The sequence below is a fragment of the Pectobacterium cacticida genome, assembly GCF_036885195.1.
Taxonomy (GTDB): Bacteria; Pseudomonadota; Gammaproteobacteria; order Enterobacterales; family Enterobacteriaceae; genus Pectobacterium; species Pectobacterium cacticida.
The window spans coordinates 3,493,253-3,508,350 of the sequence record NZ_CP133656.1 but is presented as its reverse complement, the minus strand read 5'-3'; the positions used below and the strand labels follow the sequence as shown (position 1 = coordinate 3,508,350).

Genomic DNA, 15,098 nt, shown 5'->3' with positions numbered 1-15,098 from the left:
GTAACCGAAAATGCACTGTCGCCCTGTTAACCTGCACCACCATGATGCAGTCAGGGGGCGCGGGGTTCCATTGTTTGATGTTCCTCCTCACTATATCCGGTGGTACGCAGTGGTGGCATGCAATTTGCTTAGTTATTGTTAGGTATTATTAACGCATAACAATTCCGCAGGCTTACCTCAATGGTGAGTGAAGCCTCGGTCAGGGCAACGGCGTCCACATCATCATGCTTTTCGCATCACGGCGAGAGCAGGAGGATGTGGACGTTTTTTTATGTCTGGATTTGCCTGCCACAGCACTGCCTCCGCGCGGTTGTGACACGCTAATCCGATTGGGAACCGGCTATGAATGCTAAATCCGCAACGTGTGTGAAGAGCGTCTGCCCCTATTGCGGGGTCGGCTGCGGTGTAGTGATGGAAGTGAAAGACAATCGTGTGATCAAGGTGTCAGGCGACAAGACGCATCCCACCAACGTTGGGCGATTGTGCACGAAGGGAAATACCAGTGGTCAGGCGCTTGCCGAATCAGGACGGCTGAAACATGCCTACTTGCGGGCGGATCGTCAGCACGAATCCGTCAGGGTTGATGTGGATAAGGCGATTAAGGAAACCGCACGGCGGCTACGGACGATCATTGATACTCACGGCCCTGATGCGGTGTCGCTGTATGTCTCCGGTCAGATGTCGCTGGAGTCGCAATATCTGGCGAATAAGCTCGCCAAGGGTTTTATCGGTACCAATAACATTGAATCGAACTCTCGCCTCTGTATGGCCAGCGCGGGGAGCGGCTACAAGCTCTCTCTGGGGTCGGATGGGCCACCGGGTTCTTATCAGGATTTTGACCACGCCGATGTCTTTTTTGTCATTGGGGCGAACATGGCCGACTGCCACCCTATCCTGTTCCTACGGATGATGGATCGCGTTAAGGCAGGGGCTAAGCTCATCGTGGTCGACCCGCGCCGGAATGCCACCGCGGACAAAGCGAACCTGTTCCTGCAGATCAAGCCCGGCACGGATTTGGCGTTGCTCAACGGCTTGCTCTATCTGCTGGTTCAGAACGGGCACACCGATCCTACGTTTATCGCCGAGTTTACCGAAGGGTGGGAAGCGATGCCCGCGTTCCTTGACGACTATCGTCCTGAGACAGTGGCGGAGATAACCGGGTTGCCGGAAGCGGATATCCGTAAGGCGGCAGCATGGATCGGCACCGCGTCGGCGTGGATGAGTTGCTGGACGATGGGGCTTAACCAGAGCACGCACGGTACCTGGAATACCAATGCGATCTGTAACCTGCATTTGGCCACCGGGGCGATTTGCCGCCTCGGCAGTGGCCCGTTTTCTCTGACGGGGCAGCCTAATGCGATGGGCGGACGCGAAATGGGCTATATGGGGATGGGGTTACCGGGGCAACGCTCGGTATGGGTGGAGAAAGATCGTGCGGCGATTGAAGCGCTCTGGAACGTACCCGCTGGCACCTTACGCACCGAGCTGGGGGGGGGCACCGTAGCCATGTTTAACGACATGGTGGCGGGCAAGATCAAGGCATGCTGGATTATCTGCACCAATCCGGTTGCGACGGTGCCTAATCGCAAGAATGTGATTGCCGCGTTGCAAGCCGCCGAGCTGGTCATCACACAGGACGCCTTCCTCGATACCGAAACCAATCGTTATGCCGATATTCTGCTGCCCGGCGCGCTGTGGGCTGAAGCGGAAGGCGTGATGATTAACTCCGAGCGGAATTTGACGCTGATGCAAAAGGCCGTTGATCCCCCCGGCGAAGCGATGGCTGACTGGCAAATCATTGCTAAAGTCGCCTGCGAGATGGGCTATGCGCATGGGTTTAGCTACGGATCGGCCGCTGAGGTGTTTGAAGAAATTAAGCAAGCCTGGAACCCAAAAACCGGTTATGACATTCGTGGCGCCAGTTACGAGCGCTTGCGGCAGGCACCGTTGCAGTGGCCTTGTCCGCCAGATGATGACCGCCGCCGTCATCCCGTTCGCTACCTCAACGACGGCGTGAGTCAAACGCTAAAAGTGTTACCAGACGGCACGCGGCCGCGGCTTGTTTTTGCGACCGACAGCGGTAAAGGGGTATTTTTCCCCCGGCCGCATATGTCGCCCGCCGAGATGCCGGATAACGACTTTCAGTTTGTGTTGAATACCGGGCGCTTGCAGCACCAGTGGCACACGATGACGAAAACCGGAAAGATCTCGACGCTTAATAAGCTCAATCCGGGCCCTTTCATTGAAATACATCCCGAAGACGCCGTTACGCTCGGCATTCAGGATAAGGATCGGGTAGAAGTACGATCACGCCGCGGGCGCGCGATACTTCCCGCCGTTATCAGCGATCGCGTACGACCCGGAAACTGCTTTGCGCCTTTCCACTGGAATGATGTCTTTGGTGACAATCTGGCCATTAATGCGGTCACCAGCGATGCTATTGATCCTATTTCCCAGCAGCCTGAATTCAAATTCTGCGCCGTATCATTAACCCGGATCGCGCAACCGACCGCATCTATTTCTTCAGAGTGGGAGAGCCATGCGGCTGCGTTGCCCGTATCGAAACAGGCTGAAGCGAGTACGCCGAACAACACGATTAGGGAGCTCGACATGAAAAACATCGATGCGCTGGCCACCCTACTGGGTTTGGATATGTTACCGCCGCTAACGTTGAGCGCGCACGAACAGCATTACCTGCAAGGATACATTGCCGCGTTGCGTACCGATGCATCACGGTTGGCAGGCGGCGTGCCCGTGCTGCCTGCCACGGCGCCATTGGAACCCTCCAGACGCCTGATGCTCGATGGCATGCTGGCAGGGCTTTTTGCCCGCACCTGGTTGCCCGATGGCGGTATTGCTGCTCTGCCAACGACGTCTCCTGTCGTGCCCGCGGTTCCAGCCTCATCATCGCTACCTATTTGGATTTTATGGGCATCGTCGACCGGCAATGCGGAATGTTTCGCGGCGCAGTGCGCTGAGCGTCTGAAAGCCGAGGGGCATACCGTGACGCTGTCTGAAATGGACAGCGTCAGCATTGCCGATTTACCTGCGATACCGCGTGTACTCTTTATCGCCAGCACGTTTGGCGACGGCGATCCTCCCGACAACGGTATGAATTTTTGGACGGCTTTACAGGCGGAAACGGCCCCCAGTCTGATGGAAATGGCGTTCGCCGTGTTGGCATTGGGGGATTCAAACTACGATCGGTTTTGCGGTTTTGGTCGCCAGCTTGATGCGCGGCTGGAAGGGCTGGGGGCGCGGCGTATGGTGGCGCGAATCGACTGTGAGCCGGATTATCAGGAGGCGGCAACCGTCTGGCTGGGTAGTGTGGTCAACGCGCTTTCCGAAGTACCTGCGTCAGTGGCGAATCAGGCCGCTACCGCTGCAATGGCGACGGTGGCTGACGAGAATGACGTTGCCGCGCCGATGCTAAACGTCGCAGAGATTGCCGGATTCAGCAGGAATGCGCCGCTGCCCGCCCGCCTTGTTATCAACCAGCGGCTTAATGCGCAGGGCGCGGAAAAAGAGACCCGGCAATTCGCCTTTGATATTGCAGGCAGCAATATGCGCTACGAAGCGGGCGATGCGCTCGGCATCTGGCCGACGAACAATCCTGAACTGGTGACTGAGATACTTTCAGCACTCAAACTCTCGCCTGCTACTGTCGTTACCGTTAAGGATAAAGGCGATATGACGCTGGCGGAGGCGTTAGCCCAGCATGTCGAGATTGCCCGTATCACGCCGGAGTTTTTGCAGTTTGTTCGTCAACGCACGAACAAGCCTGCGCTGGCCGATTTGTTGCAAGAGGAACGTAAGGAAGCGCTTAAACAGTGGCTGTGGGGACGGCAGATTGTTGATGTGCTACAGGCGTTTCCGATTCAGGTTCAGGCTGACGAATTGCTCAGCGTGCTCAAGCGCATGCAGCCGCGTTTATACTCGATTTCGTCTAGCCCAAAAGTTACTCCGCATCAGATCCACCTGACGGTCTCGACGGTACGTTATGGTGTGGAAGGGCAATTGCGTGGCGGCGTGTGCTCAACCTTTCTGGCTGATCGTGCGGCAGAGTCAGGTACGGTGCCTATTTTCATCCAAAAGTCTGCCCATTTTCGCCCCCCGCAACACCCGGATACGCCCATGATCATGGTGGGGGCTGGTACAGGGATCGCACCTTTCCGGGCTTTTCTGCAAGAACGACAGGCGACGAAGGCTCAAGGTAAAAATTGGCTATTTTTTGGTGAGCAGCGTGCAGCGACCGATTTCTACTATCGTAATGAACTGGAGAAACTACAGCGAGAGGGCTATCTGCATCGGTTGGATACGGCCTTTTCTCGTGACCAACACGAGAAAATTTACGTTCAGCACCGTATGCGTGAGCAAGGGGCCGAGCTATGGCGCTGGCTGGAGGAGGGCGCGCATTTCTACGTGTGCGGCGACGCCAGCCGTATGGCGAAGGATGTAGACGCGGCGCTCCGACAGATTGCACAGAGGTACGGCGGTATGTGTGGCGAAGACGCGGCTGACTATGTGGCTAAATTGGCGCAGGACAAACGCTATGTACGGGATGTGTATTGATCGCGGTGATGTTCATGATGGTTTTTTAACCTGCTGCAACCATTTGTCCAGTTCATTAGCAAATTGCTGACGATCGCGCTGATTCAGGGCGCTGGGGCCGCCGGTTTGTATCCCGCTGGCGCGCATGGTGTCCATAAAATCCCGCATGTTCAGCCGTTCCCGGATGGTGCCCGGCGTATAGCGCTCGCCGCGTGGATTCAATGCAATACCGCCTTTTTCTATCACTTCTGCGGCGAGTGGGATATCGGCGGTAATCACCAGATCGCCAGCCTCTACACGGCGGACAATCTCATTGTCGGCAACGTCAAAACCTGCCGCGACGCGTAGCGTGCGAATGAAACGGGAAGGCGGTACTTTTATCGTCTGGTTGGCGACCAGCGTCACCTGCATGTGCGTGCGCTCCGCCGCGCGAAATAGCACATCTTTAATCACATTAGGACAGGCATCGGCGTCGACCCAAATTTGCATGATTTATGTCTCCTCTTTATGGCTATGGCCTTCTGCCAGCCAATCTCTGACGGGCAAGAAATCTCGGTAAAGTGCGGCTTCCGGGCTATCAGGCTCAGGCTGATACTGGTATTCCCAGCGAGCCAGCGGCGGCATGGACATTAAAATTGCCTCAGTGCGTCCGCCGCTTTGCAGGCCAAATAACGTACCGCGATCCCAAATCAGGTTGAATTCGACGTAGCGCCCACGACGATAAAGCTGGAATTCGCGTTCGCGTTCTCCCCACGTGAGATCTCTACGCCGCTCGACGATGGGCAGATAGCCATCGAGAAACCCGTTGCCGACGGCACGCATAAAGGCGAAACAGGTAGCAAAATCGGGCGTATTCAGGTCGTCAAAAAACAGCCCGCCGATGCCACGGGCTTCATTACGGTGTTTGAGGAAGAAGTAATCGTCGCACCATTTTTTATAGCGTGGGTACACATCGTCACCGAACGGCTGGCACAGATCGTGTGCGGTCTGGTGCCAGTGCACGGCGTCTTCGTGAAAACCATAATAGGGCGTCAAATCAAACCCGCCGCCAAACCACCATACTGGCGCTTCCTCCGGTTTCTCGGCAATAAACAGGCGCACGTTAGCGTGGCTGGTGGGAATATAGGGGTTCAGTGGATGGATTACTAGCGATACGCCCATCGCCTGAAAGCGACGACCGGCCAGCTCGGGGCGATGAATGCTAGCTGAGGGGGGCAATGATTTACCGGTCACGTGGGAAAAATTTACGCCGGCACGTTCAAAAATGCGCCCACCTGACAGCACGCGACTGCGTCCGCCACCGCCTTCGGCGCGTTGCCATTCCTCTTCAACGAAATCGGCTTTGCCATCGATCGCCGCAAGCTGGCGGCAAATATCTTCCTGTAAGCTAAGCAAAAAATGTTTTACCGCGTTGACGTCTACCATAATGGGCATCACGTTTCCATAGTGAGGGGGCTCGATAATCAGATGCCGCAGTATACCATCAATGAAATCGATCCTCGGTGAGCCGTTTTATGATTCCTGATGGCGGCGTGCAATTTGCGATTGCGTCTGCTAAAAATCACGCGATAATCAGGGTTACCTTACTGCAAAATGGCGACTGTGATGGAAATCCGCATATTCAGGCAGGATGATTTTGAAGCCGTGATCACCCTCTGGGAACGCTGTGATTTATTGCGCCCGTGGAACGATCCTGAAATGGACATCGAACGTAAGCTTAACCACGATCCCGACCTATTTTTGGTGGCAGACGTGAACGGCGAAATCGTGGGCTCGGTGATGGGGGGATACGATGGTCATCGTGGTTCCGCATACTATCTGGGCGTACACCCCGATTTTCGCGGGCGCGGCATTGCCAATGCGTTGATTAGCCGATTGGAGAAAAAACTCATCGCCCGCGGCTGTCCGAAGATCCACCTGATGGTGCGTGAGGACAACGATGCCGTCATTGGGATGTATGAAAAACTCGACTATGAGATTGTCGATTGCATCACGTTGGGCAAACGCTTGATTGAAGATCGGGAATATTGATCGCCCGCTGGCCTAATCGGTTGTTGATGCCCCTAGCGCTTTTACCCATTCCTTGTCCGCCTTCCTCAATACTTTCAATTTCTCGGTGCGCCTGCATTAGCGCGCCGTCGCGTTTTAATCTCAAGTATTACCTACAGTTATAAGGGGATTGCAGGAAGGCAATCCGTCTTTATAAGTAATCGGTTTCATTTGTAAAATGATAATCATTTGTATTATTATTCGTTAATGTTACCCATTCGGCCTTGACAAATTTTCACATGTGTCGAATTTGCTTACCTTTTTATTGTCGCCTGGAAGTGAAAGATGGTGATCGCACTACTGACGCCAGGACGTTTGAGAGACGGAGCTGAATCGTGAGTAGTGATAACTTTCAGGGGGCTTTTCTGGGCGCTACTGGCGCTCGTCCTCGTGCTTTCGATCATCCCTATTCAGCGACCGATACACCCAACTGGCGTTCTTTGGCTTTTTTTGTGTTGTCCTGCGTCGTACACGCGGCGTTAGCGGCTTTTCTACTGTGGCACGCTCCCGTGAAGGATAACACTGAACCTATGGCGGGCAACGCCGGTGGCAGTATGCAGGTGACGATGATGTCCGCTGCGGTGTCACAGGTCGCCGCGGCGACGCAACAATCCGTTGCTAAAAACTCCGCTACTCAGCCTACGCCAGTGGTCATGCCGATGTTAACGCCCTTACTCGAACACCCTGCGCCTGTTATTAAACAGCCTGTTATTGAACGTAAAGCTATTCGATCTGCTGTAGAGAAGAAACCGCCGGTGCATGAAAGAAAGCGGCCGGAAAAAACGGCAAAAGCGCAGCAAGAGACTCCCCGGCAGGCGGAAAAAAACAGCGAATTTCCCGTGGAGACCCGGCAGAAGGGCGACGCGCCATCGCCTATAACATCCTCTGCCGGTGTGTCCGGTAGTGCGGCAACGGCTAAGGCAGGAGAGAGCGACCGTGGGCAGGCGAACCGTGGTGCAGGAAAAAGTCATAGTCAAAATTTCAAGGCGCTGCATCGGCGCGTGAATTATCCCGCACGGGCAAAGGCGCTGGGTGTTGAAGGCAGCGTGCGCGTCAAATTTGATATTACCGGCAGCGGTACGGTCACCAATATACGGATTTTGTCTGAAACGCCAGACGGCGTCTTTGGTGATGATGTGATGAAAGACATGGCGCGTTGGCGCTATCGGACAGAGGCACCGGTTGAGAATCAGGTGGTCTCTGTCGTTTTCAAACTGAGTGGTCATATTCAGCTTGATGATTAGCAATACGTGTTACATGCGGTCATTAAAAAAATAATTTTATTTTTTACTTAATAAGGTTCACTGGGGATTTTGCGTAAATGAATAAGAACGTCTATTTAATGATGCTATTGTCATTATTATCAGGGCCTGCGTTTGCACAGCAAAGTGGCGTTTCTGGCGATGACAATTCGCAGAAGAAAAAAGCACAACCTGAAGAGGAACAGCTCGACGCTTCTACGGGAAAAAACGAAGATACGATTATAGTGCGCTCGACGCCGACCAGTCAGTCGATGGGTACGCAAATTATTAATGCTGAACAGATTAAAAAGATGCCAACCGGTAATGGTTCGGTTTCCGAATTGTTGAAAAATAATCCGAATGTGCAGTTTTCCAACACGGCAAATAGCAGCAATATTCCTGGTGAATTAGCGCCTGAAAATGTCTCATTCCACGGCGAGAAATTCTATAACAATAACTTTATGATCGATGGGTTATCGAATAACAGCAATATCAACCCTGGCGCTAATAATGGAGAATTGGATCAGCAACCTGATGGTTATAGTCCAGCTGACCTTCCTGCGGGGGGCACGCAATCGTTTTGGATTAATTCGGAGCTCATTGAGTCTCTAGAGGTTTTTGACAGCAATGTGTCTGCTAAGTATGGCAATTTCACCGGCGGTGTGGTGGATGCCAGACTGATGGATCCCAACTTAGAGAAGAACTTCGGTAAGATCTCTTATCGCACTACCCGCGACAGCTGGACGCGTTACCATATTGATGGATCTATTAGAGATGAATTCAATTCTGCTACTAATCTGTACTATCAACCCAAATTTAAAAAGCATTTTTACTCGGCGACGTTTAATCAGCCATTAAGTGATAAGGCCGGATTTATTTTTGCTTATAATCGCCAGCAATCGGATATACCTTATTACCATGAGTTTTTGCAACAGTGGGACGATCAGGAACGCATTAGTGAAACCTATTTGTTAAAAGGGGTTTATCTGACGGATAACGGCGACATTATTCGCATGACAGGGATGTATTCCCCGCATGAGTCGAAATTTTATAAGAAAAATATAAAGGACGGGGCGTTTACTAACCACGGTGGCGGTTACCGTTTTAATATGGAATGGGAACATAACGCTAACTGGGGAAAAATGACCAGTCTAGTGGGGTATCAGTTTGAACAAAATAAGATTGAGCATGAATCGAATGAATTCATCTCGTGGGTTTATCGATCCTCGAAATTAAAATTTATCTCGCCGTCACTTGATTGGCAATCGTCGAGTACCTCTTCACAGCGTGGGGGATATGGAACATTCGCGACGGAAAAAAGTTCCACTACATTAAAGCAGGATTACCAACTCAACCCGATCTCCTGGCTTGGCATAAACCATCAGATCGATTTTGGCTGGGAGACCGATTTTTATAACGCGCAATATCGCCGTTCTCAGGATGCTTACGCCGGCAATGTTGCTCCGTCTGCTACCTATGTTAATCCCGGAGTGGTATGTCTCCCCGGTGATTCTATGTGTATTCCGGGTGAGCAATTCGCTGGCACGCGTACCTTATATCCCGCACGATCCATAGCGGAGAATTACTCCAGCTATGCCGCCTATCTGCAAAACAGCATGAGCTATGGTCGTTTAGAGATCACCCCTGGGGTTCGTATCGATTACGATGATTTCCTGGAAAATATGAATATCGCGCCGCGCTTTTCTGCGTCCTATGATGTGTTCGGCGATCGATCAACGCGCCTATTCGGTGGGGCTAACCGCTATTATGCGGGGAATTTGATCTCGTACAAATTACGTCAAGGTATTGGGACGAACATCGTACAAAGGCGTTCATCGTCTTCAGAACCCTGGTCTTCCAATCCGGCAAGAATTACAGGCAATAACTATGATGTGTCAGATTTAAAAACACCTTATAGCGATGAGATTGTATTGGGTTTATCGCAGCGCGTCATGAATACCGTGTGGACGGCAAAGTGGGTAAACCGTCAAGGGAAGGAACAGTTCGGCGGAGAAACGATCACCGCAGCGGATGGTAAAAAGCGGCGAGTCATGAATAACGATGGTCGAACAGAAGGCGATTCATTTTCTCTAGAAGTGGAACCTATTAGTCCCCATCGTTTTCGTTTTGCCGAAGTAAACTGGAAGTTAGGGGCGAGCATTACAAAAAATAAATCTAACTCAATTTATTACTACGATGATACTAACATGGATGAGTCGCGTGTGATTTTCGACGGCAGGCTCATGTACCGGGGCGATATCGATGCTATGAACTTCAATACGCCATGGCGCGCCTTTTTGAATGTGAATACTTACTTCCCGGCCGCTCGCCTTAATTGGGAACAGCGTGTGGGTTATACCGCAGGTTATAAAGGCTATATCACTGCCGCGTTACAGGCTCAGTGTCCAGGTGGGAACAGCGCTTGCAATGATGATCCGACCTTTAAGGGAAGTGCCGCAGAGTATCTCCCCGCGCAATATGACGATTTCATTTCTTATGATTGGCGCTTCTCATACTCGCAGCCCATTTATAAAACGCAGACGCTGGACATTACGCTCGATGTGCTGAATGTACTCGATAATGTGGTGGAAACGCAGCGTAAAGGAACCTCAAACAGTTCCGTTATCACCTACAAACCCGGCCGTCAGTTCTGGCTTGGCGTCGCTTACACCTGGTAAATCCAATGCCCCACTCTGCGTTATGGTCTGCGCAGGGTGGGGCATTTTGCATTTTTTACGCAACGCGTTGCCTTTTGGGCAAAAATAAAAAAGAAAGGTTGTTATGAACTGGAAGAAATGTTGTTGGTTGTCGCTCACGGCGTTCGGTCTGTTAGCCACAAGCGTGATGAGCCAGGCGGAAGAAGTAAAAAGCCCGTTACCGGTGATGGAAGAAGGAACGCTGGCGAATGGCTTTCGTTACACGCTCGTGCCGTTGGAAGGGCAAAAAGAGCGCATAGACATTCGTTTAATCGTTGAGGCCGGATCGATTGATGAGAAAGACAACGAATCCGGCGTGGCGCATATGGTCGAGCATATGGTTTTTCGCGCCAGCGATGCGTTTCCTGAGGGCGTGAGTACGGCATTACACAAACAAGGGTGGATTCGTGCACAACACTACAACGCGGTGACTAACTACGAACGCACCATGTATATGATGAGCCCACCGCGAGGGAATCGCGATCTGGGGGCGGCGTTGCAGGCGTTGAGCCAGATGGTGGGACATGCCCGGTTACTGCAAAGCGATCTCGATGATGAACGCAAAATCATTCTGGAAGAATGGCGCGGCAAACTGGGCGTAGCGGAACGCATGAATCAACAGCGCATACAGGCGCTCCGCCATGACTCTCGCTATCCTTCGCGTCCGGTGATGGGTACGGAGGCGTCAATTAATCACACGCCTGCCAACATGTTGCAGGATTTCTACCAACGTTGGTATCACCCGTCAAACATGCGCTTGATGATTGTTGGCGATATTACGCCAGCGCAAGCGGAGCGTGAAATTCAACGTTATTTTGCGCCTCTGCCCGCAATTGCGGTTCCTCATCGTGACTACTATGAACCCGTGCTGAAACCGCAGCTTAAGGTTGTCCGCTTGCAGGATAGTCAAAGCGGCAGTAGCCAAGTGTCGTTTGTTTACCGTTTCAACGACAAGAATGTTCCCGGTCAAACCGGTTTCCGTGACCGTTTACTCACGCAAATTACCTTGTCTACGGTCACGCGCCAGGTACGCCGGCAACAGGCGGAGCTACCGCAAGACGCCAGTAGTCTCGTGGTACGTAAATCGGATATCGGTAAAACGACCGCCGCGCTGGGCTTTTTTGCCAATGTCATGCCGGGAGGACATGACGTCGCTATTTCTGCCGTACTGAAAGAAATCGAGCGGTTAAAACGTTATCCGTTAAGCGAGCAGGACATCGCGGCGGTGATGGCTGATATCCGCGACGTTGCACAGCGGATGCGGGATACCCCAGAAAAACGAGAGTTTGCGGATTGGGTTCAGCAACTGACGCCGATTTGGCAAAAGGATCGCCCTTATATCGGTAGCCAGCAGCGGGGGAAAGATGCGCTGGAGGCACTGGATACCATCAAACCGGAAGACGTGAATCGCCATCTACAACGTTGGCTAGCGTCGTCAGATACATTAGCGCAGTTTAGTGCGCCGGGCGCGACGCCGTTTACTCTGCCTACGCCGGAGGCGATTCGTAAGATACAGGCACACTGGGCGGCAGCGCCGCTGGCCCCGTTGCTGGTAGAAAAGGCGAAGGTCATCCCAGAGCTTCCTTCGGTAACACAACGTGGAAAACGGACGGCAACGAAAGTCTTTGCCGCACAGAAGGTTGAGCAATGGCAGTTAAGCAATGGCGACCGCGTGGTGTGGCTGCGTGCGCCAGAGGCGGGTAAACGAGTCTATCTGACCGCCGTCAGTCAGGCCGGATATTTGGCAACATCCCTGAATCCCTGGCAGGCACAACTGGCCAGTCAATTGGTCAATCAAAGTGGGCCTGCAACCTGGAGCGGTGAGGCGCTTAGTAATTGGAAACAAGAGAAAGCGCTGTCGCTGAATATCGATCAGGACGCCGATCAACTGACAGTAAGCGGAAGTGCGCCGCTGGAGCAGGCGGCAAATTTGTTGGGATTGTACCGCGAGCTGAATGTCGCGCCAGGTATCGATCCTGCGGTGATGAAAGAGAGCATGATGGGGCTTGCGCGTCGTAAAGCCAACGATGATCAATCGGTTTCAGGAAAACGCGTTAGCGAGATAGCGGCGCTGCGTTTTGGCGAACCCGCCTGGCAGCAACCTGATATCACAACGTTGAAGCGTATCACGGCACCAGCCTTACTGTCACAGTGGCATAAAACCGTTTTGGCGCCGGTTACTTACTATTTGGTGGCCGATAAACCACCGGCACAGTTTTTGCCTCAGGTTGAACGCTACCTTGCGACCATTCCGCGTCAGACCGCCAGCGAGGTAAAATCCTATCTGGCGTTGCCCGGTCGACGTGAAAAGACATCGGCTATCAGTATCGAACCTCGTGCCGATATCCGTGCCTGGAGTTTCACGCCGTACGGGTGGACGCCACAAGCGGCTGTGCAGGTCAGTATTGCCCGCAATATTGCGAACAAATATCTCAAGATGCGTCTGCGCGATGATGCGCTAGGGATTTATCGCATGCGTGTCGATAGCATTTTGGAGGATAAAAAGCAGCGTATTGAAACGGAAGTCAGTTTCACTAGCGCCCCTGAACGCGCGCAAGAGTTATGGAAACTGGCCGAGCATGTCTTTACTAATTTGCCGACGACAATAACCCAGCAGGATGTGGATGAGCAAAAAGCACAGTTTGTCAGAGCGGAAAAAGTGCGCCAGCGCGATCTGGACACAATACAGCGCCGCCTGATGCTGAGTTATCGCCATTATGACGACCCGCGCTACCTGAGTCAGACATCCACACTGGCAGACAGCATTACGTTGGAAGGCGTACGGGCGATGTCGGCCAGATTGTATAACCAGGATAACCGCGTGCTTTACATCACCTTGCCGCAAGAGGCCAAAGAGTGAAAACGTTTGTGGCGCAATTTATCGATCTCTGTCGCCCTTTTTGGCGAGGAAGGCAAGGCCTGTTAGCGCTTTTACTCCTTATTATCGCCGCCAGTATGGGGTGGGCTATCGTCTATCTTAACGTGTTGCTCAATGCGTGGAGTAAAACGTTTTATGATGCGTTAGGGTCATTCGATAGCAGCTTGCTGCTCTCGCTCATGAAAGAATATGGCATCTATATTCTGATTTATATCGCGGTATTTGTGCATCAGGACTGGTTTACCCGCTGGTTAATCATCCGTTGGCGCAGTGCCATGACGGAAGAGTTGGTGACAAGCTGGTTAGCAAAACGCGCATTCTATCGGATGTCGGTAACGGGAAACATCGATAACCCCGATCAGCGTATCGCCGAAGATATCAACTTATTTGTCGATAAAACGGTGAGTCTGGTGGTGTCGTTTTTCGTCGTTACGGCACAACTGTCTTCCTTTGTCATTATTCTCTGGGAGTTATCAGGCATACAGCGCTTTACCCTGTTCGGCGAAGAGTGGGTAATCAAGGGGTATCTGGTCTGGGTCGTTATTCTCTATACCGTGTTTGGCACCGCGATCACGCATCTTATTGGTAAAAGGTTGCACGCCATTAACTATGAGAAACAGCGTGCCGAAGCGAATTTTCGTGCTTCGTTATTGCGTAAGCATGATAATGCCGAGCAAATTGCGCTCTATGGTGGTGAACAGCAGGAAAAAAGCCATCTTCAGCGACAATTTTCTGCAATTGTCGTTAACTGGTGGCGTTCAATGAATGCGGAACGTAATCTGGGGTTTTTTACCACAGGTTACATGCGTGTTAGCCTGATCGTCCCTATCTTTGCCGCCTTGCCAGCTTTTCTCAGCAAGACGGTGACGCTTGGTGGGTTGATGCAGATCCGTGGCGCGTTTTCCCAGGTGCATGGCGCGTTGAGCTGGTTTATTCGCATGTATCGTGAATTCATGGCGCTTTCTGCGAGTATGGAGCGTCTTAGCCAGTTCAAGCAGGAGATTAAGCGTCATCAGTCTGAGCAGGAAGTGCATTCAGCAGGGAAACGCTTGCAGGTGGATCAACTTTCTTTTTCCACCCCGCAAGGCGCTCCGTTATTGCAAAATGTCGATCTGCGCTGCGAGGCAGGAAGTTGGAGTAAGCTGTCTGGTCGCAGCGGATTGGGCAAATCAACGCTGCTGCGCACGTTAAATGGCCTGTGGCCGTATTACGATGGTCGCTGGCAGTCGCCTGAAGGTCGCAGCCTGCTGTTGCCGCAGCAAAGCTATTTAGGACAGGGAACGTTGGCGGAAATTCTCTGCTATCCCCATCCGCCATTGGCCGACAGCGAGATACTGCGTCAGACGCTGGATAGCGTTGGGCTGAGCGAGTGGCGCGATCGTCTGGACGAGCAACTAAACTGGGATCGCGTGTTCTCCGGCGGCGAGCGGCAACGTGTTGCCTTTGCCCGTGCGCTAATTGCCAAGCCAGATACGCTCTATCTTGATGAGGCAACCAGTAATCTGGATCACGATGCCGCCAGACAACTTCTGGCGCTAATTAAACTGGCGCTGCCAGCGTGCACCGTGATAGCCATTACGCATCAGACGGAACTCGATGATTTATTCCCGCACCGCTATGACTTGACGGATTTTGCCTCACCGCAACATTAACGCGGTCCGCAGTCCCCCCTTTTCTTAGAGG

At 52.5% G+C, this 15,098-nt stretch carries 8 protein-coding genes; 6 read left to right on the top strand and 2 right to left on the bottom strand.

Translation table 11 applies throughout. From position 1 onward, the window contains the following. The first annotated feature begins 342 nt into the window (after positions 1-342). A complete protein-coding gene (locus RFN81_RS15990; protein ID WP_264496767.1) occupies positions 343-4,572 on the top strand; it encodes a sulfite reductase subunit alpha in 4,230 nt (1,409 codons plus the stop codon). A 12-nt stretch (positions 4,573-4,584) separates the two neighbouring features. On the opposite strand, the gene RFN81_RS15985 is transcribed toward RFN81_RS15990, so the two are convergent. Both RFN81_RS15985 and hemF read right to left on the bottom strand, forming a co-directional pair. Continuing rightward, positions 4,585-5,040 carry a YaiI/YqxD family protein gene (locus RFN81_RS15985; protein WP_264496766.1) on the bottom strand — a complete coding sequence of 152 codons (456 nt, stop codon included), beginning with the start codon at positions 5,038-5,040 and terminating at the stop codon, positions 4,585-4,587. A gap of 3 nt (positions 5,041-5,043) precedes the next feature. Further along, positions 5,044-5,976, bottom strand: coding sequence for an oxygen-dependent coproporphyrinogen oxidase (gene hemF / locus RFN81_RS15980; RefSeq protein WP_264499011.1), 933 nt, complete (start codon positions 5,974-5,976; stop codon positions 5,044-5,046). Between the two features lie 180 nt (positions 5,977-6,156). Between hemF and RFN81_RS15975 the strand changes: the two genes are divergently transcribed. From RFN81_RS15975 to RFN81_RS15955, 5 genes are all read left to right on the top strand, one after another. Next, positions 6,157-6,582, top strand: a complete 426-nt coding sequence (locus tag RFN81_RS15975; protein WP_264496765.1) for a GNAT family acetyltransferase — start codon at positions 6,157-6,159, stop codon at positions 6,580-6,582. Between the two features lie 353 nt (positions 6,583-6,935). Next, positions 6,936-7,844 (top strand): TonB family protein, encoded by a 909-nt coding sequence (locus RFN81_RS15970; protein WP_264496764.1) that lies wholly within the window; start codon positions 6,936-6,938, stop codon positions 7,842-7,844. A gap of 77 nt (positions 7,845-7,921) precedes the next feature. Then, positions 7,922-10,519: a TonB-dependent receptor plug domain-containing protein gene (locus tag RFN81_RS15965; RefSeq protein WP_264496763.1), complete on the top strand. Its 2,598-nt coding sequence runs from the start codon at positions 7,922-7,924 to the stop codon at positions 10,517-10,519. A gap of 103 nt (positions 10,520-10,622) precedes the next feature. Continuing rightward, on the top strand, positions 10,623-13,397 hold the full coding sequence (locus RFN81_RS15960) for a M16 family metallopeptidase (protein ID WP_264496762.1): 2,775 nt from the start codon (positions 10,623-10,625) through the stop codon (positions 13,395-13,397). After that, on the top strand, positions 13,394-15,067 hold the full coding sequence (locus tag RFN81_RS15955) for an ABC transporter ATP-binding protein/permease (RefSeq protein WP_264496761.1): 1,674 nt from the start codon (positions 13,394-13,396) through the stop codon (positions 15,065-15,067). Before RFN81_RS15960 ends, RFN81_RS15955 begins: the two co-directional genes overlap by 4 nt. Positions 15,068-15,098: the final 31 nt, after the last annotated feature.